The organism is Hyphomonas sp. (assembly GCF_041398385.1).
Taxonomy (GTDB): Bacteria; Pseudomonadota; Alphaproteobacteria; order Caulobacterales; family Hyphomonadaceae; genus Hyphomonas.
This window is the reverse complement of sequence record NZ_JAWKUW010000002.1, coordinates 186,938-209,924: the sequence shown is the minus strand read 5'-3', so window position 1 is coordinate 209,924 and position 22,987 is coordinate 186,938. Positions and strand designations below refer to the sequence as shown.

General features: G+C 63.5%; 28 protein-coding genes. 14 read left to right on the top strand and 14 right to left on the bottom strand.

All coding sequences use genetic code 11. The annotated features are described in order from the left end of the window. The first annotated feature begins 227 nt into the window (after window positions 1–227). From R3C13_RS05815 to dnaQ, 5 genes are read left to right on the top strand one after another with little or no spacing between them, the layout of a single operon-like run. On the top strand, window positions 228–1,070 hold the full coding sequence (locus R3C13_RS05815; protein ID WP_371309874.1) for a pyruvate, water dikinase regulatory protein: 843 nt from the start codon (window positions 228–230) through the stop codon (window positions 1,068–1,070). Continuing rightward, window positions 1,067–1,663, top strand: a complete 597-nt coding sequence (locus tag R3C13_RS05810; RefSeq protein ID WP_371309873.1) for a Maf family protein — start codon at window positions 1,067–1,069, stop codon at window positions 1,661–1,663. The genes R3C13_RS05815 and R3C13_RS05810 overlap by 4 nt, the downstream gene beginning before the upstream one ends. Next, window positions 1,660–2,475, top strand: coding sequence for a shikimate dehydrogenase (gene aroE, locus R3C13_RS05805; RefSeq protein ID WP_371309872.1), 816 nt, complete (start codon window positions 1,660–1,662; stop codon window positions 2,473–2,475). Before R3C13_RS05810 ends, aroE begins: the two co-directional genes overlap by 4 nt. Then, complete coding sequence (gene coaE / locus R3C13_RS05800; protein WP_371309871.1) at window positions 2,472–3,080, top strand: dephospho-CoA kinase; 609 nt, start codon at window positions 2,472–2,474, stop codon at window positions 3,078–3,080. The genes aroE and coaE overlap by 4 nt, the downstream gene beginning before the upstream one ends. Further along, entirely contained in the window at window positions 3,077–3,781 is a 705-nt protein-coding gene (dnaQ, locus tag R3C13_RS05795) for a DNA polymerase III subunit epsilon (RefSeq protein WP_371309870.1), read from the top strand. The genes coaE and dnaQ overlap by 4 nt, the downstream gene beginning before the upstream one ends. Here dnaQ and secB read toward each other — a convergent pair. Further along, window positions 3,772–4,275: a protein-export chaperone SecB gene (gene secB / locus R3C13_RS05790; protein WP_371309869.1), complete on the bottom strand. Its 504-nt coding sequence runs from the start codon at window positions 4,273–4,275 to the stop codon at window positions 3,772–3,774. The two genes, dnaQ and secB, sit on opposite strands and share 10 nt — an antisense overlap. 148 nt (window positions 4,276–4,423) lie before the next feature. On the opposite strand from secB, the gene R3C13_RS05785 reads away from it, so the two are divergent. The 3 genes from R3C13_RS05785 to R3C13_RS05775 are packed head-to-tail and all read left to right on the top strand — an operon-like array spanning window position 4,424 to window position 6,846. Beyond that, on the top strand, window positions 4,424–5,020 hold the full coding sequence (locus tag R3C13_RS05785; protein ID WP_371309868.1) for a Tim44/TimA family putative adaptor protein: 597 nt from the start codon (window positions 4,424–4,426) through the stop codon (window positions 5,018–5,020). 56 nt (window positions 5,021–5,076) lie between these two features. Beyond that, window positions 5,077–6,303 carry a murein transglycosylase A gene (locus R3C13_RS05780; RefSeq protein ID WP_371309867.1) on the top strand — a complete coding sequence of 409 codons (1,227 nt, stop codon included), beginning with the start codon at window positions 5,077–5,079 and terminating at the stop codon, window positions 6,301–6,303. Between the two features lie 9 nt (window positions 6,304–6,312). Next, entirely contained in the window at window positions 6,313–6,846 is a 534-nt protein-coding gene (locus R3C13_RS05775) for a Smr/MutS family protein (protein ID WP_371309866.1), read from the top strand. A gap of 818 nt (window positions 6,847–7,664) precedes the next feature. Here R3C13_RS05775 and R3C13_RS05770 read toward each other — a convergent pair. Continuing rightward, a complete protein-coding gene (locus R3C13_RS05770) occupies window positions 7,665–8,339 on the bottom strand; it encodes a DUF1013 domain-containing protein (protein WP_371309865.1) in 675 nt (224 codons plus the stop codon). A gap of 152 nt (window positions 8,340–8,491) precedes the next feature. After that, complete coding sequence (locus R3C13_RS05765; RefSeq protein WP_371309864.1) at window positions 8,492–9,466, bottom strand: NAD(P)H-quinone oxidoreductase; 975 nt, start codon at window positions 9,464–9,466, stop codon at window positions 8,492–8,494. Between the two features lie 81 nt (window positions 9,467–9,547). Between R3C13_RS05765 and R3C13_RS05760 the strand changes: the two genes are divergently transcribed. Both R3C13_RS05760 and R3C13_RS05755 read left to right on the top strand, forming a co-directional pair. Beyond that, a complete protein-coding gene (locus R3C13_RS05760; RefSeq protein ID WP_371309863.1) occupies window positions 9,548–9,733 on the top strand; it encodes a DUF1192 family protein in 186 nt (61 codons plus the stop codon). A gap of 62 nt (window positions 9,734–9,795) precedes the next feature. Beyond that, window positions 9,796–10,344, top strand: a complete 549-nt coding sequence (locus R3C13_RS05755) for a DUF1465 family protein (RefSeq protein WP_371309862.1) — start codon at window positions 9,796–9,798, stop codon at window positions 10,342–10,344. A gap of 30 nt (window positions 10,345–10,374) precedes the next feature. Here R3C13_RS05755 and R3C13_RS05750 read toward each other — a convergent pair whose 3' ends face one another. Both R3C13_RS05750 and R3C13_RS05745 read right to left on the bottom strand, forming a co-directional pair. Then, window positions 10,375–11,421 carry a hypothetical protein gene (locus R3C13_RS05750; RefSeq protein WP_371309861.1) on the bottom strand — a complete coding sequence of 349 codons (1,047 nt, stop codon included), beginning with the start codon at window positions 11,419–11,421 and terminating at the stop codon, window positions 10,375–10,377. Between the two features lie 67 nt (window positions 11,422–11,488). Next, window positions 11,489–12,088, bottom strand: coding sequence for a TetR/AcrR family transcriptional regulator (locus tag R3C13_RS05745; RefSeq protein ID WP_371309860.1), 600 nt, complete (start codon window positions 12,086–12,088; stop codon window positions 11,489–11,491). Window positions 12,089–12,228: 140 nt separating this feature from the next. Between R3C13_RS05745 and R3C13_RS05740 the strand changes: the two genes are divergently transcribed. Next, on the top strand, window positions 12,229–12,855 hold the full coding sequence (locus R3C13_RS05740; RefSeq protein WP_371309859.1) for a carbonic anhydrase: 627 nt from the start codon (window positions 12,229–12,231) through the stop codon (window positions 12,853–12,855). 4 nt (window positions 12,856–12,859) lie between these two features. Here the strand turns inward: R3C13_RS05740 and R3C13_RS05735 are convergent, their stop codons facing one another. The 4 genes from R3C13_RS05735 to R3C13_RS05720 form a co-directional block, all read right to left on the bottom strand. Next, window positions 12,860–13,483, bottom strand: coding sequence for a LysE family translocator (locus R3C13_RS05735; RefSeq protein WP_371309858.1), 624 nt, complete (start codon window positions 13,481–13,483; stop codon window positions 12,860–12,862). A 17-nt stretch (window positions 13,484–13,500) separates the two neighbouring features. Then, complete coding sequence (gene ppa, locus R3C13_RS05730) at window positions 13,501–14,037, bottom strand: inorganic diphosphatase (protein WP_371309857.1); 537 nt, start codon at window positions 14,035–14,037, stop codon at window positions 13,501–13,503. A 106-nt stretch (window positions 14,038–14,143) separates the two neighbouring features. Then, a complete protein-coding gene (locus R3C13_RS05725; protein WP_371309856.1) occupies window positions 14,144–14,758 on the bottom strand; it encodes a TIGR02466 family protein in 615 nt (204 codons plus the stop codon). 22 nt (window positions 14,759–14,780) lie between these two features. Beyond that, window positions 14,781–15,677, bottom strand: a complete 897-nt coding sequence (locus R3C13_RS05720) for a class I SAM-dependent methyltransferase (RefSeq protein ID WP_371309855.1) — start codon at window positions 15,675–15,677, stop codon at window positions 14,781–14,783. Between the two features lie 206 nt (window positions 15,678–15,883). Between R3C13_RS05720 and R3C13_RS05715 the strand changes: the two genes are divergently transcribed. Next, window positions 15,884–16,363: an Hsp20 family protein gene (locus R3C13_RS05715; protein ID WP_371309854.1), complete on the top strand. Its 480-nt coding sequence runs from the start codon at window positions 15,884–15,886 to the stop codon at window positions 16,361–16,363. Window positions 16,364–16,531: 168 nt separating this feature from the next. Here R3C13_RS05715 and R3C13_RS05710 read toward each other — a convergent pair whose 3' ends face one another. Further along, window positions 16,532–17,950 (bottom strand): hypothetical protein, encoded by a 1,419-nt coding sequence (locus R3C13_RS05710; RefSeq protein WP_371309853.1) that lies wholly within the window; start codon window positions 17,948–17,950, stop codon window positions 16,532–16,534. Between the two features lie 374 nt (window positions 17,951–18,324). On the opposite strand from R3C13_RS05710, the gene R3C13_RS05705 reads away from it, so the two are divergent. Beyond that, window positions 18,325–19,374 carry a glycosyltransferase gene (locus tag R3C13_RS05705; RefSeq protein WP_371309852.1) on the top strand — a complete coding sequence of 350 codons (1,050 nt, stop codon included), beginning with the start codon at window positions 18,325–18,327 and terminating at the stop codon, window positions 19,372–19,374. On the opposite strand, the gene R3C13_RS05700 is transcribed toward R3C13_RS05705, so the two are convergent. Genes R3C13_RS05700 through R3C13_RS05690 form a run of 3 tightly spaced genes read right to left on the bottom strand, consistent with a single transcriptional unit; the run spans window position 19,371 to window position 21,720 of the window. Beyond that, window positions 19,371–19,814: a riboflavin biosynthesis protein RibD gene (locus R3C13_RS05700; RefSeq protein WP_371309851.1), complete on the bottom strand. Its 444-nt coding sequence runs from the start codon at window positions 19,812–19,814 to the stop codon at window positions 19,371–19,373. The two genes, R3C13_RS05705 and R3C13_RS05700, sit on opposite strands and share 4 nt — an antisense overlap. Next, a complete protein-coding gene (gene gpmA, locus R3C13_RS05695) occupies window positions 19,811–20,524 on the bottom strand; it encodes a 2,3-diphosphoglycerate-dependent phosphoglycerate mutase (protein ID WP_371309850.1) in 714 nt (237 codons plus the stop codon). Before gpmA ends, R3C13_RS05700 begins: the two co-directional genes overlap by 4 nt. Window positions 20,525–20,580: 56 nt before the next feature. Then, a complete protein-coding gene (locus R3C13_RS05690; protein WP_371309849.1) occupies window positions 20,581–21,720 on the bottom strand; it encodes an AGE family epimerase/isomerase in 1,140 nt (379 codons plus the stop codon). Window positions 21,721–21,842: 122 nt separating this feature from the next. Here R3C13_RS05690 and R3C13_RS05685 point away from each other — a divergent pair, with 122 nt between their 5' ends. After that, entirely contained in the window at window positions 21,843–22,436 is a 594-nt protein-coding gene (locus R3C13_RS05685; RefSeq protein WP_371309848.1) for a hypothetical protein, read from the top strand. Here the strand turns inward: R3C13_RS05685 and R3C13_RS05680 are convergent. Continuing rightward, entirely contained in the window at window positions 22,433–22,960 is a 528-nt protein-coding gene (locus R3C13_RS05680) for a DUF1697 domain-containing protein (RefSeq protein ID WP_371309847.1), read from the bottom strand. The genes R3C13_RS05685 and R3C13_RS05680 overlap by 4 nt on opposite strands. Window positions 22,961–22,987: the final 27 nt, after the last annotated feature.

Here is a 22,987-nt window from a genome sequence, read left to right as displayed (position 1 = left end):
TCACAGGTCTGTCCGCAAAGGACGGGGTAAAGATTCCACGCGGACTCAATGGTTAACCATGCGTTAATGGCCCAATGGGAGTCACAGTCCGGAACGGAACGTGATTCCGCAGAGTCAGATTTTGCAGCCTGTGGGATTTGTGTGACTCCGGGTGGGTGAACTCCATTATCCACAGGCGAGTCACAGGCCTTGTGAAAATGCCGAACCTCGGCAAGAGAGAAGGCATCATGACACGGCCGCAACGCCTCAGCATCTATTTCAACGTCCACCTCGTCTCGGATTCGACAGGGGAGACCCTGAACGCCATCCAGCGGGCGGCCTGCGCGCAATTCGAGAATGTGCAACCGCTGGAGCACAATTACTACCTCGTCCGGTCCGAACGCCAGCTTGAGCGCGTGATGCGCGAGATCGATGCCGCGCCCGGCGTCGTCTGGTATACGATCTCCGATAATGGCCTGCGAGGGCGCCTCGAATCCTTCTGCCGCGAGCGCGGCGTACCGACGCTGCCGGTGCTTGATGCGTCCATTGCCATGCTGTCCCGCCATCTCGGCATTTCCGCCAACCAGAAAGTCGCCGGCCAGCATGCGCTGGACGAAGACTATTTCGAGCGGATGGAAGCGATTAATTTCACGCTGGCCCACGATGACGGCCAGAATGTCGAAAGCCTGACCGGCGCCGATGTCATCCTGCTGGGTGTCAGCCGCACCTCGAAGACGCCGACCTGTGTTTATCTTGCCAACCGGAAGGTCCGTGCGGGGAACATACCGCTTGTGCCGGGGGTGCCATTGCCCGCACACATCGAGCAGATGGGCGACAAGGGACCGCTGGTCGTTGGCCTGAAGATCAGCGCTGAACGCCTCGTACAGATTCGCCGCGCACGCCTCATCTCCCTCAATGAAGACGAGCATACGATCTATGCCGACGAAGATGCAGTGCGGGAGGAAGTCACCCAGGCGAACCGCCTCTTCCAGCGCAACAAATGGAAGACGATCGACGTCTCCCGCCGCTCTGTGGAAGAAACAGCCGCAGCCATTCTCAATCTGCTGAACGAGCGGCGGAGCCATCTGTGAGTCTTGAGGTGATCCTCGCCTCCGGCAGCGAAAGCCGGCGCAAGGTGCTGGCCGCCGCCGGTGTGGAAGCGCGTTGCATCAAGCCGAACGTGGATGAGGATGCCCTGAAAGCCGGCTACCGGATGGAAGGCCTGCCGGTTCGGGAACAGGCCATGCGGCTTGCCGAAATGAAGGCGCTCAAGGTGTCGTCCCGCGAGCCGGGCCTCGTCATCGGCGGTGACCAGATGCTGGCACTTGGCGATGAAGCCTTCGACAAGCCGAAGGATCTCGATGCCGCCAAGGATCATTTGCGCAAACTCTCCGGCCAGGCCCACACGCTGGAAACAGCGATCGTCGTCTGTGAGAACGGTATCCCGGTCTGGCGGCATCTCGCCCGGCCAAAGCTGACTGTAAGGCCATTGTCGGAAGACTTCATCGAAGGCTATGTCGCGCGCGCCGGCGAACCGCTGCTGGCGACCGTCGGTGCTTACCAGCTCGAAGGCCTCGGCGCGCAGCTGTTCACGAAAGTGGACGGCGATTTCTTTTCGATCCTCGGCCTGCCCTTGCTTCCTTTGCTCGATTACCTGCGCGTGCGCGGCGTGGTGCCGGTATGACGCTGCTGCTGGGAGTTATCGGCGATCCGGTATCGCACTCGCTGTCGCCGGTCATCCACAACAAGTGGATGCGCGAGCAAGGGGTCGATGCGACCTATGAGGCGCTCCAGGTTCCGGCCGGAGAACTCAGAGACGCGCTGGAGAAGCTGGGCGAGCGCGGTGGTGTCGGGTTCAACATCACCCTGCCGCACAAGGAAGATGCCCTGGCGCTTTCGCGGGATGCCAGCGAAGTTGCCCGACGCATCGGCGCAGCAAACACGCTTATCCGCATGAAAGAAGGCGGCTGGCGGGCCGAAAACACCGATGCACCGGGTTTCATCCGGGCGCTGACAGATGCCGGCATCGAACCGGGCGGCCTGCGCGTCACGCTGCTCGGGGCCGGCGGGTCCGCCCGCGCTGTGGCGGTCAGCCTGTCGGATCTGCGCGCCGATCTGACCATCGCCAATCGGACCCTCGCGCGTGCGAAGACGCTGGTAAAGGAAACCGGGATCGAAGCACGTATCTGCTCGCTGGAGGACGGCCTTGCAGACGCGGCGGCGAGCGACCTCGTCGTCAACACGCTGAGCCTCGGCCATTCCGGGGGCACCCTGGACCTGCCGGACGGGCAGGGGCGGCCATTCTTCGATATATCCTATGGCAAGGCTGCGGCTGGCATCGCGGACGCCGCCCGCAAGCGCGGTTGGCATCCTCATGATGGTCTCGGCATGCTGGTGGCGCAGGCGGCCTATAGTTTCGAACATTGGTTCGGTATCCTGCCTGACACGGAGGCTGCCCTTTCGGCGTGCCGAAAGCTTGTGGAGGCAACGTCTTGATCGTCCTCGGCCTCACCGGATCGATTGGCATGGGCAAATCGGCGACCGCGACACTGTTCCGGGATGAAGGCGTGTCGGTCTATGACGCCGACGCGGCGGTGCATGAACTTTACCAGGCGGGCGGCGCGGCGGTGGACCCGGTCGAAGCGGCTTTTCCGGGCGTGAAGGCCGGCGATGCGATCGACCGGATCAGATTGCGCGAGCGTGTGCTGAACGATTCCGCTGCGATGGAGAAACTCGAATCCATCGTCCATCCGCTGGCCGGCAAGGCGCAGCAGGATTTCCGCCTCGCCGCAAAAGCAGCCGGCGAACCCTTCATCGTCGTGGATATTCCGCTGCTCTTTGAAACCGGCGGCACCGGCTATTGCGACTTTGTTCTGGTCGTCACTGCGCCTGCCGACGTGCAGCGCGAGCGTGTGCTTTCGCGTCCCGGAATGACGGTGGACGCCTTCGAAGCGATCCTCGCCCGGCAGGTGCCGGATGCAGAAAAACGTGCAAAAGCCGACTTTATCCTGTCGACAGCCCATGGTTTCGAGTTTGCGCGTGACCATGTACGGGCCATAGTGGCGCTGATGAATCGCAAGGCAGACGAGGCTGACGCATGAGCCAGGACCAGATCCGCGAAATCGTGTTCGATACCGAAACCACGGGCCTCAACCCGCAGGATGGCGACCGGATCATCGAGATCGGTGCGGTCGAGCTGCTGAACCACATTCCCACGGGCCGCACATTCCGGACCCTGATCAATCCGCGGCGTGCCGTGTCCGCCGATACGGTTCGCATCACCGGCATCACCGATGACAACCTGAAGGATGCGCCGTTTTTTGAAGATTCCGATGTTGTCGACGCATTCCTGGAATTCCTCGGCGACTCGATCCTCATTGCACACAATGCGGGATTCGACCGGGCCTTCCTCAATATGGAACTGGACAGGTGCGGCCGCGCACCGGTGCCGGAAGACCGTTGGATCGACACAGCCGCGATGGCGCGCCGGAAATTTCCAGGTGCACCGGCCAGTCTCGATGCGCTTTGCAAGCGGTTCGACATTTCGCTCGAAAGCCGGACATTCCACGGGGCCCTTCTGGATAGCCAGCTATTGGCAAGCGTCTACCTCGAACTGATGGGCGGACGGGCGCGCGCATTTGCGTTCGAAACCGTCAGCGAAGTCGAGATCGTCGGCGAGGTGCGGGCTGCACGTAACCGGCCGCAACCGCTCGATCCGCAGGTAACGGAATTCGAGCGAGCCGCACACGGCGCTTTTGTTGAAAAGCTGGGCGAAAACGCCCTGTGGAACCGTTACGCCTGAGCGGGCGGCGGATTGCCGGCAGCGGCCTCCTGAGCGCGGCGATACTGCTGCTGATACAGCTGAACGAAGTCGACGGGATCGATCAGGAGCGGCGGGAAGCCGCCCTCACGGGTAATCTCGGCGACGACACGGCGCGCAAACGGGAACAGAAGGCGCGGGCATTCGATCAGCAGCAGCGGCTCGAGCTGGGCCTGCTGGACGTTCTGCAGCTGGAAGAGGCCGGCATAGTCGAGTTCGGTGATGAACAGCACTTTTCCGTCTGCCATCGCCTTGGCGGAGAGCTTCAGCGACACTTCGAACAGGCCGTTGCCGTCGACATGAGGCGTCGCGCTGACGTCGATTCCGAGATCGATGTTCGGCTGGGCCTGGACCGGGCCGACGCCCGGATTTTCAAACGAGAGATCCTTGATATACTGTCCCAGGACACGCAGGCCCGGCGCAGCTTCGCCAGCTGCAGCAGGATTCGGGGCTTGCGGAGCACTCATCTCGGTCATGTTTTCCTCCCAACTCTACCGGCCGCGCGCCTAACATGCGGCCCCATGAAGCGCAATGTATCACTGGCACTACAGGCACAAGGACCCTATCTTGGCCGTTGGAATGGTTGAAATGCAAGAACAAGGCCCGCTCTGAATGGACCCCGTGATGGAAGTTCTGATCCTCGCCGCCGTCGCGCTGTTTGTCCTCTCGCGGCTTTATCTCGCGCTCGGCAAGGGTGAGAACAACCGGCCCGTGGGCCGGACAACCCCGGCGTCCGGATCGGAAGACAATGGCAATCGCGCTCGCGCGGACGAACTGGCGATGCCGTCAGCCGACCGTCCGGTCTTCACCGGGCCTGCGGCGGCCGGGCTCGAGGAAATCTACAATCTGGATCGCAGCTTCACGACATCCGGCTTCATGCAGGGCGCCCGGGCCGCTTACCAGATCATCGTGTCGGCCTTTGCGCGTGGGGACAAGGCCGCGCTGCGCCCCATGCTCGACGATGATGTCTATGAGGCCTGGGAACAGGCGATCGATGCCCGCGCCAGTGGTGAAGCGGCGTTCGAGCTGCTGCGCATCAAGAAGGCGGAAATCGAAAGCGCGGACCTCGACGGTAGTGTCGCGCGCGTGTCGGTCCGGTATGAGGCCGAGCTGGGTGATGGCGAAATGGTCCGCACGGCGCGCGAAATCTGGACCTTCATGCGCGATGTGACGCATTCCGATCCGAACTGGATCCTCGACGACGTCGAAACGGCGAACTAGGGGCCGGCGGCATCTTTCGGATGACAGGCTGACGGGAAGCACGCCATAAAGCGCGCATGTGGTCGCGCGTGCGCTCAACGCTTTTCCTCCTGGTACTCGCCGCCTGCCAGAGCGGGAACCCGCCGGTTATCTACAAGCCGGTCGGGACGGTTCCGTTTGAGCCCCAGCCGGGGCCATCTCCAGAGCTTCAGCAATGGCAGACGCCATCGGATTTTTCTGACCTGCCGGACTGGCCCGAAGTTCCGCTGGGAGCTGCCGTCGAAGCGTTTGCACGGTCCTGCGAAGTTTTCTCGACACGCGGCATGAATGACAGCTTGTCGGGCGCGGCGCCCTGGGCCGGGACGGTCGGAGACTGGGCGGCGCCCTGCGGCGCGATTTCCGCCGCGACGAATGAGGACGAAGCGCGAGCACTGTTCGAGCAGGTGTTCCTGCCGGTCGAAGTGATCTCCCCGGATGGCGCGAGCAAGTTCACGGGCTATTTCGAGCCGACCTATGAAGCGCGCTGGACGCCGACGCCGCCCTTTACCGAACCTGTGCCGGCGCTTCCGGCGGACCTTGTCGCGAATGGCGATCATCCGCTCCAGCGCCTGTCCAACGGAAAGACCCGGCCCTATCCGGCGCGGGAGGACATCACCAATGCCGGCGTCAGGGCGATTGCCTATGCACATCCGGCCGACGTTTTCTTCCTGCAGATCCAGGGGTCCGGCCGGCTGGTGTTTCCGGATGGCTCGACGCTGCGGGCGGCCTATGCCGCGCATAATGGCCGGCCCTTCAAGTCGACGGCGAACTGGCTGATGGAAACCGGCCGCATCAAGCGCAGCGAGGCGACGATGCAGGGCATCCGCGCCTGGATGGACCGGGCGGGAGCGACCGAAACCCGTCGCGCGATGAACCAGAATCCGCGTTTTGTTTTCTTTCGGGCGCTGCCGGAAGGAGATCCGATGCTGGGGCCCGATGGGGCGCAGGGCGTTCCGCTGACGGCGCTCGGCTCGATGGCGGTGGATACGAGCCTGCATCCGCTGGGTGTTCCGATGTTCATTCAGACCGACTCGCCCGGCCTCGGCGGGGAATGGGAAGGCTTGCTGATCGCCCAGGATACGGGCGGGGCGATCAAAGGCGCGGTGCGGGGCGACATCTATTTCGGGACCGGGACCGAGGCGGGAGAGCGGGCGGGCGTGACCAATGCGCCGGGCCGGTTGTGGGTGTTCCTGCCGCGGGCCGTTGCGGCGCGAATGCAGGCGGACGATTATGCCGCGCTTAACCTCGCTCCGCCGGCACCCTGAAACCGGGCGATGACGCGGCACCGGCGCCTCACCCCTGAAGAAGCCCGTGCCTGGGCCCGCGTCGCGCGCAGCGTCAAGCCGATCGGTCCGAAGGCGGAAGATATGGCCGAGTTCATCGAGGCGCTGGAGCATGGCGAGCCGGTCGTGCGCCGTGCGCCGCCGGAACATTCAGCGCCCGTTCCAGCGCCGAAACCTGCCACTCCCAAGCCGGCGCCCGCCCCGCAGAATCGCGGCAATGAAAAGCGTGTTCGACGCGGCAAGCTGGAGCTGGCGGGACGGTTCGACCTGCACGGTCATACACAGCTGAGCGCCGACAAGGCCCTGCCGGATTTCCTGATGCGCAAGCGTTCAGAGGGCGCGCGCTGTGTGCTGATTATCACCGGGAAAGGGCGGGGCGGGGAAGGTGTGCTGCGGCGGAACTTCCTGCGCTGGCTGGAGATGCCGGCGGCACGGTCGATTGTGTCCGGCTATTCTGAAGCGCACCCGAAACATGGCGGGTCAGGGGCCTGGTATGTATTCCTGCGCGCGCCGGCCGAGGAATAGCCAGCACGAGCGGCCGGCACGGCGGGGCCGTCCGGTGGATCGATTTCCTGAGGCAGGGGTCCATCTCCCGCCATTTCCAAACGCACACGAGGTGCCATCAGGAGATGGATACCTGCCTTCGCAGGTATCTGCGGAGAGTGGGATGCTGTGCGGCGGGGCGCGCGCGTGCGGCAAGGCTCCGGAAAATCCTACGGTGGGGCTCCGGGAAGGCTCCGGAGGGGCGCGGGGTGCAAAGCCCCTCTCCCTCGGGAGAGGGGTTGGGGTGAGGGGACGCGGCGTTTCAGCACGTTCTGCACTTGCCGCGATTCCGTGACCCCTCATCCCCAACCCCTTCTCCCCAAGGAGAAGGGGCTCAACTGCCAGCCGCTCCCATCGCGGGACATCGGGCGCGTCATACACATACAGATCCTCCGCAGGCGGCGGATCGCAGAGCATGGTGATGCGGATGTTGCCGAAACAGTCGACGGCGAGCAGCGCGTTCAGGCCCGTCCGCTCATGCCAGCGGGCAAAGCGGACAAGGTTCCAGATCAGCCAGGGCCAGAACAGCGGCCAGACATGATCGAAATAGGGTTTGAGGCCTGGGTGCATCGTGGGGGCAGTTTGCCGCGCATCAATGGCCTGCCGGATTGAGTCCGTCCGCCCGTGTCATGCGGGCAAACGCAACGCGTTTATCCAGGACCTTGCGGCTGGTGTACGCACACCACAAACAGGATTCCGGATATTTTCTGCGCAAACTCCGGGATGACGAACGAAGGGTGGGGATAGGGGGGATTCATTCCCCCAAGAAAAAAGCCGGCCCTCGGGGCCGGCTTTCAGGATCAGTTGAAGTTCTTGAAGATGTCGTCGGCCGAGAGATCCTTGCCGGTGTCATCTTCTTCCTCAGGCATGTCATACGCATCCGGGTCATCGTGCGCCGGGGTGAGGCCGGGGCCTTCCATGCGGGCGGCTTTCTCGGCTTCCATGCGGCGGCGCTTCTCGGCCGACTTGGCGATCACTTCGTCAAGCTCGATCTGGCTGCAGAGGCCCAGCGACACGGGGTCGACCGGACGGATGTTGCCGGAATTCCAGTGCGACTTGTCGCGGACATTGTTGATGGTCGACTTGGTGGTGCCGATCAGTTTCGAGATCTGCGCATCGGAGACTTCCGGGTGGTTGCGGATGAACCAGGCCACGGCATCCGGCTTGTCGGCGCGGCGGATGACCGGCGTGTAGCGGCTGCCCTTGCGCTTCGGCTGCGGGATGTGAGCGATTTTCGACTCGGCCACTTTCAGGCGGTAGCTTTCGTCGCCTTCGCCGCGGGCGATTTCCTCACGCGAGAGGATGCCGCCGGCGATCGGGTCGACGCCGCGCATGTTCTCGGCCACGTCGCCATCGGCGATGCCTTTCACTTCGAGATGGTGCAGGCCGCAGAATTCGGCGATCTGCGCGAAGGTGAGGCTGGTATTGTCGAGTAGCCAGACGGCGGTGGCCTTCGGCATGAGGACTTCGGACATTGGGGGCTCTCCCTGATGTTTTGTTCGGGCCTGAAATGCAGCCGCCCGGCACGTCGTGCCGGGCGGTCGGGGTCAGGCGCGTGCTGAACCTTGGCGCCCGTATAGGCCAGATGGGCCGAAATGGGAAGCCTGAAGGCTCACAAGGCCCTGTTTCACCATGAAATCAGGATTTTTCCCGAATGCGCGCCGGACGCCATGAGCTGGTGCGCCTGATCGGCCTCGGCGGCGGGGAACACCTTGTGCAGCACCGGAAGGATCGCGCCGCGGGTCACATGCGGCCAGAAATCCCGCTCCACGGCGTCGCGGATGCGCTTTTTCTCGGGCAGGGGCCGGGCGCGCAGGGTCGTGGCGGCGAGGGTGAGGCGCTTCATCAGGACCGGGGCGAAATTGACGGTCGCCTGAAAGCCGTTCTGGTAGGCGATATTGATGATACGCCCGTCCGGAATGGCGGCGGAGATGTTCTTCTGGATGTAATCGCCGCCGACCATGTCGAGGGTCACGTCGCTGCCGCCGCCGGCTTTCACGATCTCCACAAAGTCCTCGGTTTTGTAATTGATCGCGCGGGTGGCGCCGAGGCCGGACGCGAGCAGGCATTTCTCATCCGATCCAGCGGTGGCGAAGATATTTGCAGCGCCCGCGACGCGTGCCATCTGGATCGCCATGACACCGATGCCGCTGGTGCCGCCATGGCAGAGGAAGTTCTCACCGGGCTTGAGGCCCACCCGGTCGAACACATTGGCCCAGACCGTCATCATCGCTTCGGGCAGGCAGGCGGCCTGATCGAGGCTCATGCCCGCGGGCACAGGGAAGGACGAGCCCTCATCGACGGCGACATATTCGGCATAGCCGCCGCCTGCAAGCAGGCAGCAGACCGCATCGCCGGGTTTCCAGCGGGACACGTCGCTGCCGACCGATTCCACAGTGCCGGAAATTTCAAGGCCGAGAATGGGCGAGGCACCTGGGGGTGGCGGATAGGCGCCGGCCCGCTGCACGAGATCGGCCCGGTTGAGGCCGGAAAATGCGGTTTTCACCAGGATTTCGTTCGGGCCGGGTGCGGGCTTCGCTACGTCTTCCAGAAACAGGGGGCCGTCCGCCTGGACACCGACTGCCTTCATTGTCTCGCGCATTTGTTCCGACTCCCGTTCTGAGGAGTCGCATGTAGTGTACCTTTCTGCTTTGATGAACCCCGGAACGAACTGGAGGCAGGCATGGCGGTTTCGGATGAAGAGCCGATCCTCGTGAACACACCGCAGACGCTGGAGCAGATGTCGGTGGACGAACTGGAAGTGCGGATCGCGAAGCTGAAGGACGGTATCGCGGCCTGCGAAGCGGAGATCGCGAGAAAGCGCGCACAGAAATCGGCGGCAGAGGCGCTGTTTGGCGGTGGAGATTAAGTCCCCGGAAAGGGGGTAGGGGTTAGGTTGGGCAGGTTGTCCGGCGTTTCAGGGACGGGTTGATGGCTGCAGAAAGATCCAGAGGCGGGGGCGAGCAGACCGCAGATGCCTTCACGGGCGGAAAGCTCTTCGACACCGTGTTTTCACGCGGCATGGCGCTGGTGGAGGAAACGGCCTCCTATCTCGACGGGCCGGGCCGCGAGAATGCCAAGACCCTCGACCGTGAGCCGAGCCTCACCTATGCGGCCTGGAGCATGGAGCTGACGACGCGCCTGATGCAGGCGGCGAGTTGGCTGGTCATGCAGAAAGCCGTGCGCGACGGCGAGATGCGGCGCGAGGACGCTGCGGCCAAGAAATACCGCATACGGAGGGAAGAGCCGCCGCTCGATACCCGCGCGCAGAAGGGCCTCGGCCTGCCGCCGCGGTTCCTCGACCTTGTTGAAAAGTCCGAGGCTCTGTTCGAGCAGATCTGCCGGCTGGACCAGGCGCTGTATGGGCCGCAGACGGCAGCCGGCGCGTCGAACCCCGTGTTTGACCAGATTGCGCAATTGCAGAAGGCGGCCGAGACGGGCGCGTTCGATCCGCTGATGGTGTGGCACAAGGCGCGCTGAGCCGCCCTTTCTCGTCAGATCACCGTGACATCAGGCGTTTTTCATGGGTGCGGGCAGCAGCGATCCGCCCCGGCGTTCGCGGGCGGCCTTCAGGTGCAGCCGCGCCGGCCGGACATATAGCAGCGCGAGCGGCGTTGCTTTCAGCAGATGATGGAGCGCGAGCGACCCGGCGACGGACCCGGCGGCGATGAGCAGCACGCTGGTGCCGGGATCGAACAGGCCGGACGCGGCGAACGCGACCTGCAGGAGCGTCATCGGAACGATGGCCCCGAGATAGAGCGGCAGGGCATTGCGTCCGGTCTCGGCGAGGCGGTCCATGAGCGGCAGGTCGCGGCATAGGACGGCTGCGACGATCAGGGCGAAGGCGCCTGTGAAGCCGAGAATCAGCGAAACGACGGGAAAGCTGTCGGCGCCGAGCGCGACGAAACCGGTCTGCGCGGCGGCCCAGACAGCGAGGGCCCGCAGGAAATTGCCCCGATTGGCTGCGACCGTCCCGGCCAGCTCGAACAGGACCGGTGCGAAAGCGTAGCCTGAGAAGAAGAAGACATAATACTGCGCGAAATGGTCGAAGACCGGCCAGCCGGTGTGCATGAGGCCGGCCGCCTGCAGCACCTGCAGCAGGGCCGCGAGACCGAAGACCTTTCCGGGCGCGGCAAACCTTGTGAGGCGCGCGGCGAGGTGGAAAAGGGCAAGGCCATGCACCAGCCAGAGGCCGGGCGGCGGCACGATCCAGCCCATGAGGCAGGCCCGGACGAACTCTCCCGGCGCCTGAACGGCCAGCGCCGGCCGGGCGATGGCGGTGTCGATGACAAGCCAGATCGCGTAGAAATAGACGAAATGGAGCACTTTCCGGTCAAAGAAGACCGATCTCGGCGCGAACAGGATGCGCGGCAGGGTGAGGCCCGAGATCAGGAAGAAAGCGGGCAGAGCCAGCGGTTCGGCCCAGGCGAGCAGGGGGCCCATCCAGCCGGATGAGGCGCCGAGGCCGGCATAGCTAAGCGCTGCGCCGGCCATGACGATCAGGATGAGGCTGACGCCTCGCGCCTGATCGATCCAATTGATGTGCCCTCCCGGCATGGCTCACTCCCGCCTTGTCTGGCGAGGAGTGCTGCAAGATTCGTGCGAGAGGCGATCCGGAGCCGGATCAGATGGAGGAATAGACGCGCAGGGCGATACGGGCCTGGTCGGAGCAGAAGCCTTCACGGATCGGCGCGCGGGTGACGCAGATACGGTGCCAGAGCGGGCCGAGCAGCTGTTCCAGCACTTCATCCAGGTCGAAATCGCGCCGGATCACGCGTTTTGACGCGAGTTCGGCCAGCACCATGCGCATGGGCTGGCGGATGTCACGATTGATCCAGGCGCGCCAGAGTTCGCCGGCATCCTTGTCGTCTGCGGCCGCCATCAGCGCCCCGCGCAGGACGGCATGACCGTTGCCGGTGCGGGCGGTGGCTTCCAGCGGAACGATCAGGGCGGTGATGCGCTCCTGCGGGTCGCGTCCGCCGTCGGGCGCATCGGGAATGAGCGCAAGGGCCGATTCCACGCACATGGCGCCAATCGAGGGCCACCATTTATAGATCGTCTGCTTGGAGGCGCTGGCGCGCTTGGCGACCGCTTCGACGCTGAATCCGCGCCATCCGTTTTCGGCGAGTTCGGCGCGCGTCGCTTCCAGGATGGCGGACCGGGATTCCTCGCTGCGAGCCGGACCCTTGCGCGATTTCGGAGTCGTTTCCGTGCTGGAGGGCATCGGCAGGCTTCCTTCTGAACACTCTACTGCGGGACTGTGCGACCCTGTCGTTAACACTAAGCCGTAAACAATCTCCGATTCCAACTTGCAGAACGGGGATTTTTCTCTAGTTCAAGCCGCAAACGAACGGGAACGCGGCCATGAAGACGATTAATGACCTGATTTCGGGCTATCGCCGATTCCGGGCCGGCATCTATGCGGAACAGGCCGCCCTGTATCGCAGCCTCGGCGAAGGGCAAAATCCGGCGATCATGCTGATCGCCTGCGCCGACAGCCGGGCCGAGCCCTCTGACATCTTCGCGGCCGCGCCCGGACAGTTATTCGTTGTGCGCAATGTCGCAAACCTCGTCCCGCCCTACATGCCGGACGGCAAGCTGCATGGCGTCAGCTCGGCCCTCGAATACGCGGTCAATGTGCTGGAGGTGCAGCACATCGTGGTGATGGGCCATGGCGGCTGCGGCGGCATCGCGGCTTCGCTTGCCAATGAGCAGGGCAATCCGGCCATCGGCGAGTTCGTGACCCATTGGGTAAAACTGCTGGACGAGGCGCGGGCGCGCGTCATGGAAAGTGGATCGGTCAATCCGCAATTCTCGCTCGAACTCGAAGGTATTGAGTCGTCGCTGAAGAATCTGATGACCTTTCCCTTCGTGGCAAAGCGGGTGGAGGCCGGCACGCTGGAGCTGCATGGCGCCTGGTTTGCCATCAAGCATGGCGAGCTTCACTGGCGGAACGCGAAAACAGGCCGTTTCGAGGTGATCGAGCCGTAATTCGTCAGCGTGCGGTCGTCATGAGCGCCGCAAACACGGCAGATGCCAGCATCGCCAGCGCGGCGCAGCGATTGAACCAGAGCGTGAAGCGCGGTGACTGGAAGCGGTGGTTCATCAGGTCTGCCAGCCAGGCGTAAACGGTGAGGCCGAACATTTCGCAGGCCGTGATGGTCGCCATCATGATCAGCGCCTGTGGCACGACCGCCCGGTCCACATTGAAATAGGACGGCAGAAGCAGACCGAAAAAGACGAGCGCGTTCGGGTTCAGGAGCTGCAGCCCCACGCCGCGCATGAACAAGGCGTGTTTGGGCGGGGCATCGGAGGCGCGGGCCCGCGGGCGGTGCGGATCGGACGTCGCGATCGTCCAGGCAAGCCAGGCGATGAAACAGACGCCCGCAATCTTGAGGCCGATCAGGACCGCCGGGAATCTGGCGGCAAACGCAGCCAGCCCGGCCGCCGCCAGCGAGATCCAGACAAGGTTTGCGGCTGAAATGCCCAGTGCCGGGATGAGCGCCGTCGGCGCGCGATAGCGCAGCGACGTGCTCATGACCATCATGACGGCGGGACCGGGGGTCAGCCCGCCCGCGAAGAACAGCGCAACCAGCGCCAGCCAGACTGAAAGATCCATTCAGTCCGGCCCGGCGATCAGACGTTCTCTTCCTTGCCGCGGCGGACGGCTTCCTCGATCAGCTCACGAGCCTTTTCGACGCCGTACCAGCCTTCGATCCGGGTCCATTTGCCCTGTTCGAGGTCTTTGTAGTGGGTGAAGAAGTGAGCGATCTTGTCGCAAAGCGTCTGCGGCAGGTCGTGATAGGTGGCGATCTTGTCGTAGTACGCGGTCAGCTTCGGGTGCGGCACCGCGAGGATCTTCTCGTCCGGACCCTTGTCGTCGGTCATCATCAGGACGCCGACCGGACGCGCGCGCACGACCGAGCCCGGAACCAGCGGGCGGTTGCCGACGACCATGACGTCGATCGGGTCGCCGTCGAGGCTCATCGTGTGCGGAACGAAGCCGTAATTACAGGGATAGCGCATCTCGGTGTAGAGATAGCGGTCCACGAACATCGCGCCGGAGGCCTTGTCGATCTCGTACTTGATCGGGTCGCCGCCGAGCGGCACCTCGATGAGGACATTGAGGTCGTCCGGCGGGTTCTGGCCGGCGCTGATCTTGGAAAGGTCCATGGTCTTCGTCTCTACTGGGAGGGAAAAGGAAGTTTGCGGGTGGCGATGACGCGATGCAGCAATAAGGTCAAGCTTCCGTTACGCGAATGCCGACCAATGTCGCAGCTCAGGCGCGCAAAAGGGCATAATTGAAACTGATTGAGACGCGCGGCTCTTCCGAGCGGTTGGGCATGACCTCGTGGCGCAGCCAGGACTCCCAGAAGAAGGCATGGCCCTCCTGCGGCGCCAGATAGATGAAGCGCCGCATCGCTTCAGGCGTCTCGTCGGTGAGCTGTGGCGCGGCCATGAGTTTCGATAGGCGCGGATCTTCGAGCTTCAGCGTGCCGGCGCCCTCGGGAACCGAGACATAATAGGTGCCGGAAATCACGCTGCCCGGATGGATGTGGTTCGAGTGGCTGCCGCCTTCGCCGAGAATATTGACCCAGATCGCGTCCAGTTTCAGGCGGAAGCCTTCAAGATCCCAGTGCAATTCGCGGGCGAATTCCGCAGCCTGACGGTCGAGCAGTTTTTTCAGCTCGGCGAATTCGGGGAATCGCTCCGGCAGGTCGTCGAGCGAGGCATACGATGTGTAGCCGTCATAGCCTTCTGCGTCGCACCATTCATTGCCGGCCACATCCTCTTCTTCCAGTAGCCAGCAGGCGGATTCCAGCCCGGCCCGGAGCGAGTCCGTGCCAAGGCTGGCTTCCTTAACCAGGGTAGGGAAGAGGGAGCGCGTCGTCATGGGACGGCTTATAGAGCGAAGATCATTCTGCCGGTTTGACGAATTTCAGCGTCATACGGTCGCTCTCGCCGATGGCTTCGTATTTCGCCGGATCCCAGCCTTCCGGCGGGGTTTCGTCTTCACCGGGACCGCTGCGGACCGGCGGCAGGGTCCACACGCCATAGGGGTGGTCGGCCGTGTCGGCAGGGTTGGCGTTGATCTCGGACGAACCGGCAAATTCGAAGCCCGCATTGGCGGCGAGCGCCTTGACATAGTCTTCGTGGACATAGCCGGTGCCGGCAGCCGGATCCTGCGTGCCTGTGGAAGGCAGGCGGTGTTCGACCACGCCGAGCACACCGCCGGGCTTCAGCGCGGCATAGGCGTCGTTGAAGAATTTTTGTTCGTACCCGCGACCCATCCAGTTGTGGATGTTCCGGAAGGTGAGGACTATGTCGGCACTGTCAGGTTCCATCAGCGGGCCGCTGACACGGGAGAACACCGTATAGTCGATCGTACCGAATTTCGGATCGGCATAGTTCGCCTTGAATTCCTCATTGTTGGCTTCGGTGCGGGCGCGGCCCTCCTCGTCGGACTGGGCGGCGGGATCGAAGATGGCGAGGACGAGCTTGCCATTGCCGGTGGCCATCCAGGGCGCGAGGATGTTGGTGTACCAACCGCCGCCCGGCCAGATCTCGACCACGGTCTTGTCGGGTGTGGCGCCGAAGAATTCGAGCGTCTCTTTCGGATGCCGCCAGGCATCGCGTGCTTTTTCGGCCGGGGAGCGCAGATCGCTGTCGATCGCTGCCTGCAGCGCGTCCACCGGAGCGGGCGCCGCAGCCTCTGCCGGGGCCGCATCAGTGCCGGCGGCCGGCGTCGCAGGTTTGGAGCATCCGGCGAGCAAGGCGAGCGCGAGAACGGAAAGGCAGGCGGCAGATTTCATCGGTCTTCTCTTCGTGTGGCTGAACCTCTTGAACCTTCCTCATAGGCTCCCACATGTTCTGTGTCACGGTGCTGCCAGGCGGGCCGTGGCCGGAAAACGTGCCGGCGCCGCTGAATGGGCCGGGGTTTCACGGGATCCGACATCACAAGAGCGTGAGCGCCTCCGGTTCAGGGGCGTTTCCAGTTGCTTCAAAAGGACTGAAAGTCATGTCGAACATTGATCTTACCCCCCTCTATCGCACCATGGTCGGCTTCGACCGCATGGCCAGCATGATCGACCAGGCCGCGCGCCTAGACGGCTCGCAGGGCTATCCTCCGTACAATATCGAACGCGTGGATGAAGATGCCTTCGCCATCGAGATCGCCGTTGCCGGCTTTACCGAAGACGACCTCGAGATCGAGACCAAGGAAGGCCTGCTGACGGTTGCCGGCAAGAAAAACGAGACCGAAGACGGCAATGGCCGCAACTTCCTGCACCGCGGCATCGCCCAGCGCAGCTTTATCCGCCGCTTCCAGCTGGCCGATCATGTGATCGTGACCGGCGCAAGCCTGGAGCATGGCGTGCTGCGCATCGACCTTGTGCGCGAGCTTCCGGAAACCAAGAAGCCCCGCAAGATCGAGATCGGCGCCCCGGCACAGGCGGAGCCGAAACTGATCGGCAAGAAAAAAGCCTCCGACGCGGCATAAGCTTTCTCCGCTGACGGATCGTAAAAAGGCGGCGCATCTCGCGAGAGGTGCGCCGCTTCTTTTAGGCTGGCCGACCGGCGCAGATAAAAAGAAACCCCTGCAGCAGGTGCCGCAGGGGTTTTTGAAACCGGCCGGGGACTGGGTGTCGCCCCCGGCGGCAAGCCTTGATCAGTCGCAGTTCTCGACTTTGGTTTCGATCGTGCCGTCGGAGCAGACACAGCTGCCGCCGATGTTCAGGACCACGAGCGATGCACGGACCGTTTCGTAGCGTGTCGGTGCGGTGACCGTTTCGGTCGTGACGCGCGGGCGGCGGATTTCGACCGGCTGGATCAGCGTGCGGACGATCGGCTGGATGATGTCACGCTGGGTCACGGCTTCGAAGTAGCTCTCGCTGTATTCTTCGCGGGATTCTTCCGTGACCTGGGCAACATAGTTCACCTGGGTTTCCGGAACCATGACGTCTTCGACGATACCGGCCAGACGCTGTTCTTCATACTGAACAGGGTTGGTGACGGTTTCCTTCTGGGCCGCGATGACCTGACGTTCGATCGGCTGGATCGTCGTGATGACGACCGGCTGGATCACGTTGCGGGTAACCTGGTCGATGTAGACGTCTTCGACTTCAAGCACGGTGCGCTCGGTCAGCTGCTCGGTCGTGTTCTCAGTGACGGCCGGTGCGGGCTGCGTTTCGACGCGAACGGGCAGGCGCTCTTCGACATACTGGGTCGCGGCCGTGACGGTTTCGGTGGTACCGCGCAGGATCTGGCGCTCTACCGGCTGGATGGCCGTGCGGGTGACCGGCTGGATCACGTCACGCGTTGCGACATAAGGCACGGCGACTTCGGTGATTTCCTGGCGGGTTTCTTCCGTAACCTGAGGGATCATGGTTTCGGCAACGGCCGGGATTGCCGCAGCCTGAACCTGGACCGGAGCCTTGCGGGTTTCGTAGCGGGTCTCAGCGGTAACCGTCTCGACGCGCGGACGGGTGATGCGGCGCTGGACCGGCACCACAACGGTACGCTCGACCGGCTGGATGATCTCGCGGTGGCCAAGCACGTCATAGGTCGACTCGGTCACTTCTTCGCGGGTTTCGGTGGTTTCCTGCGGGATCGTGTTTTCGACGACAGCCGGAACCGGGTCACGCTCGATACGGACCGGCAGGCGGTTCTCTTCATAGCGCATGTCTTCGGTGACGGTTTCGCTCGTCGGCTGGAGCACGCGGCGTTCGATCGGCTGGATCAGGGTGCGCTGCACCGGCTGGATCACGTCACGGGCGGTGACGGCCGGCACGGCAACTTCGGTTTCCTGGTATTCGGTGCGCTCTTCGACACGCTCTTCAACGTTCTCGCAGCACTGGACGGTTTCGACTGCGTTCGGGTTTGCGCCGACGTAGCGCACGTCCGAAGCGCCCGAGATCGCAACGCCCGAATTGCGGGCCTGTGCGATCAGGTCGTCAATCTCGGATTGAGACAGGACGTTGGATGCGGCCTCACCGCGCGGATTGTAACGCTCTTGAGCGTTCGAGGCGAGTGGGAGTGCGGCCACGGCCAGCACACTCATCGCCATCAGGCTTGCTTTGATTTTCATTCCACCTTCCCCTTTGAGGCCCCTCTGGCCATTTAGGTATTTCAAGACTTGGTTCCGAACCTGCGGCCCGCTCCAAAGCGGGACACTGCCAGCGGCATCGCAAAAACCGCGCCATGGTTACGTAAGCGAAATGACCTTGTTTTTGAAAGGCATTTCCCCCGCCGGGCGAATCTTGTTCCGGCGTCGAGCGGCGCTGGTGTGCGTCCTGTTCCTGGCGGTGCCACGAGAACGCCGGCGCGTTCAGGCGCGGCCTGTAGTGGTTACGGCAATTTGTAAGCCTACGTCAGTGCAGATGCAGGCCGGCATTTGCCGCTGCGCCCGTAAATCTGTATGCGCTGCAGCAGAGGATTTCAGCGAATGCGAAGGAGTCGCCGATGCGCGTGATGCATGTCATGGCCGGAGCGCCGGAAGGCGGGGCGGAGAACATCATGCTGGAATCCGTCCTGGCGCTGGCTGAAGCGGGGCTCGAGCAGCATGTCGTGACCCGGCCGGACAATGATTTCCGCGTGCGCAAGTTCCGCGAGGCCGGGATCGGCGTGGATCTCGCACCCTTCAACAATGCCTGGCCGTTCCCTACCCGCCGGGTGCTGGGTGATGCGATCAAAACGTTCAGGCCGGATGTGATCGAGTACTGGATGGGGCGTGCCGGGCAATTTGCACCGAAAGAATACCGCAACCGTTCGATCGGCTGGTATGGCGGCTATTACAAGCTCGCCCGTTTCGTGAATTGCGAATGGCATGTTGGCCTGACGATCGACCTGCTCCGACATATCCGCGAGCAGGGCGTGCCGGACGACAAGTCCGCGATTATCCACACCTATGCCGATTTCACGGGATCGGACCCGGCCGACCGGGCCAGCCTCGATACGCCGGCGGATGCGCCCGTGGCGCTGGCACTGGCGCGTCTGCACGAGAAAAAGGGCCTCGACACACTGCTGGATGCCACAGCGAAAGTGCCGGGCCTGTATGTGTGGATTGCCGGCGACGGGCCGCTGGAGGCGGAGCTGAAGGCGCATTGCACGCGGCTTGGCCTCGACGACCGGGTGCGGTTCCTCGGCTGGCGCAACGACCGCGGCGCGCTGCTGGCGGCTTGCGATGTGGTGGCTTTCCCGTCGCGCTATGAGCCCTTCGGGACGGTGACGGTGGACGCCTGGGCGGCAAGCCGGCCGCTCGTGGCCGCCGATGCGGTCGGCCCGGCGGCCTATGTGAAAAACGGCGAAAACGGCCTTTTGATCCCCAAAAACGACGTGGATGCTCTCGCAAACGCACTTTCCGCCGTGATTTCGGACAAGGCGCTCGCGGCGAAACTGGTCGCGGGTGGACGCGCTTCCTATGAGGCGCAGTTCACCAAAGCGGCTTTCCAGCGTGATTCAAAAGCCTTTTACGAGACGATCATAGCCTCGGCCGGACCGTTCCCGGCCTAGCCGATACTGGCGAAGAAAGCCTTGTAGAGCCGCTCGGCCACATGCCGGCCGGTGCCGACCTCAACCCGGATACCAGCGTTGCGCAAATTCAGGATGCCGCCATTGGCAACTGGGTGCGGGTCAAGGACTGAGCAGACGACCCGGCCGATACCGGCTTCCTTTAGCTTCACCGAACAGGACTTGCCGCCCTGGGACCGTTCCCGGCACGGTTCCAGCGTGACATAGGCGGTGCCGCCTTTCGCCGCGCCTCCTGCAATATCCAGAGCGATTTCTTCGGCATGAGGCCGGCCGCCGATACCGGTGACGCCCTCGCCGACAATGTGGCCGTCCGCATCGAGGATCACGCAACCGACCGACGGGTTGACCCCGGTCATACCCTGGTTCAACCGGGCAAGGCCGAAGGCCCGGCCCATCAGCCGCCGGTCGCGCCGCTTGCTCATGGAAGGGACGGCAGAGGTTGCGCGCGGTCTGCATCCAGATACCGGACGGAAATGGGTTTTAGAGCGTCGTCCAGTTCGATCAGCAGGGGATTGCCGGTCGGAATCTCGATCCCGGTAATGGACTCATCCGGCACGTTGAAGAGGTGCTTCACCAGCGCCCGCAGCGAATTGCCATGCGCGGCGATGACGACATCCTTGCCGGACTTCAGCATCGGGGCGATCGAAGCATCCCAATAAGGCAGAACGCGGTCCAGTGTCAGCTTCAGGCTTTCGGTGTCCGGAATATCGATGCCGCGATACCGCGGATCGGTCGAAAGATCCCAGGTCGAGCCCTTTTCGAGTGGCGGCGGCGGCACATCATAGGAGCGGCGCCAGACACGCACCTGATCATCACCGTGTTTTGCGGCGGTTTCGGCCTTATCGAGGCCAGTCAGGCCGCCATAATGGCGTTCATTCAGCTGCCAGGCTTTTTCAACCGGCAGCCAGGCGCGGCCCATTTCGGTCAGCGCAAGCCAAAGCGTGCGGATCGCGCGGGTCTGGACACTGGTGAAGCCGGCTCGGAAGTCGGCATCGGCGACCTTGAGCAATTGGCCGGCCTTGCGGGCCTCGGCCTCGCCTTTTTCGGTCAGGTCAGCGTCCCACCAGCCGGTGAAGCGGTTTTCAAGGTTCCAGGCAGATTGCCCGTGGCGGACGAGAGCGAGCTTTGGCATCGAAATCAGGGTCCTTTTGCGTATTTGTCGGCGTTTTCAGTCTTTTGGGGCTCAGATCAGTCTTTCATGACCTGCATCAGATGGGTGAAGGCCAGCGTCACATGATAGCCGGTGGATGCCGGCATGGCGGTGGCGATGGGTTTGCCATCGGCGTCATAATGTTCGATCCAGCCTCCTTCAGGGGTCAGATACTCGTCCATCAGCACATCGAAACTGCGGCACGCCGCCGCCGCGTAGGTTTCCTCACCGGTTGCCTCGAACAGCGCGATGTGCGCTTTCAGCGCCTCGGTCTGCGGCCAGGTGCGGCGGGAGCCGTCTTCGATGGCGCCGCTGCGGCTGACTTCCTGGACCGCGCGGCCCTCCGGATCGAGCGTTGCGCGAGCAAAGTCATAGATCGGCCGGGCGGCGGCCGAGGCCGGCTTGCCGGACAGGCGGGCATAGGCGTGCAGCAGCCAGACCCATTCGAACAGGTGGCCGGGCTCGACGATCTCCGCATCGCGCCCCGGCGGCGTCGCCCATCCAGGTGCAAAATGCTCTCCGACAAGGCCGCCTTCTCCGGCAATCAGGCGATCATGGAACAGGGCGACCAGTTCATCGGCGCGGACCATGTGGCTGGCATCCGGCTCTGCCTGGTGCAGCGACAGGCAGGCTTCGAGAAGGTGCATGTGCGGATTCTGGTGGCGTTGCGGGCCCGGCGGGAGGGTTTCGACATAGCCGCCATCCGGGCTGCGCAAAGCCGTATCCAACCGGGACAGGATGCTGTGCGCCGCGGCACGCGTATCTGCATCGCCGCCGAGGGCCCGGTCTGCTTCGGCCAGCGCGAACAGGATGAACGCCGTGTCGTAGAGGTCAGGCGTATCGTCGGCGAGCTGGCCCGTTGCCGTATCGAGCGTCCGGCCCGGCAGGCCGTCGGCCCGCAAGCCTGGTCCTGTCAGGGTGCCAAGGCCCATGCCAATCAGATCGCGCGCCGTATCCGGCTTCCAGCCCATCCGCAGGGCCTCGGAAAACACGTAGGTCTGGCGGGCCTGCACGCGCAAACGCGTCGTGTCAGAGGCAGCCGGCTGATGATCGATCGACAGGGATTCCCGGAACAGGCCGTGGTCTGCCACGCCGCGCTCCGACCAGAGCGGAAAGCAGGCATCCATCAGCCAATGGCGCGCTTCATGAGCCCTGCGCTTCAGAGCGGACTTTGACATATAGCGCGAACCCCGTAGCAGATGCGTCGGCGAAAGCGGCTCGCCAACCCTGTCGGCCACCTGCTAACAGGAGCGCGGCAGCTTGGCCAGCGGGCGCGTGGTGACAGGAGACAAGGGAATACATGAAAGACCGGATCTTCTTTCCGCTCGCTTTCCTCGTCGCCGCCGGCATGGTGCTGCTGGCTCTGTCGCCGGGCTTTGGCCGCCTGCCGGAAGGACCAGTCACGGGCGATGGGCGCGATTACAGCCGGATCACGGTGGAAGACGCCTATCTCAACAAGGTCATTGCCGGGGGTGACGCGACCAGCCGCCTCGAAAACGGACCGGACGGCCATCGCCAGCTATATATCGAAGTCGCGGCCGGCGCACTCAGCGATGCGCCGGAATACGGGCCCCATTTCCGGCTGGCCGGCGATCTGGAAGTCCAGTTTTCGGGTTTCACGGTCCGATGCACAGTGCGCGCGCGCCCGGCGGATGAACGCGGCGCGATGCAGATGGAATTGAACTATTCAGCCGGTCGTGTCGGGGAATCCGGCTGGCAGGAATTCGATCTGATGCCGGGCTTTCAGGATTACAGCTTCGAATACAATGTGCCCGTGGCCGAGGGGGAGCAGGGCGTCGACTATTTTGCCATCCGCCCGGTGGTCCCCGACAAGTCGCGCGCCCTGATCGTGGAAAGCGTAACGTTCGAGCGGCTCGGCCGCTGGACCAATTAGAGCGCGGCGGCGAGTTCTGCGAGCTTTGCAATCGTGTTCATGTTGCGCCCGGTGCCGGTAAAATCTGCCGGGTAGCGGATTTTCGAATCCGCCTGGCCATTCGGGAAATGGATGAAGAGTTCGCGCTTGCCGGGCCGGATGTCTTCGTCGGTGATGCCTTTGATGGCGGCAATGAGCCTGGCGTTCGCTGGCGCGTCGGTCAGCATGGCGACGGTGCGGTTGGGTGCAGCATCCGGAAAGGGATTGCGCGCAAGAACATCTGCAAGCTCTTCGGCTGTGCGCACGATCACGCCGACCGGCTTTCCGGCATAGGCTTCAAGCCGGGCCTCGAGCGCCTGTTTCACGTCCGCTTCGGAGGCGGCGCTGCGGAACACGACATTGCCGCTGGCGATGTAGGTTTTCACGCCCTCGAAGCCGAGCGCGGCGCACATGTCCTTCAGGTCGCTCATGGCCAGCTTGCCCGTGCCGCCGACATTCACGGCGCGCAGGAAGGCAGCATATCGGGCGGGCGTCTTTGCGCGCATCGGAAGTCCTTTCAGGTTGCCAGAACG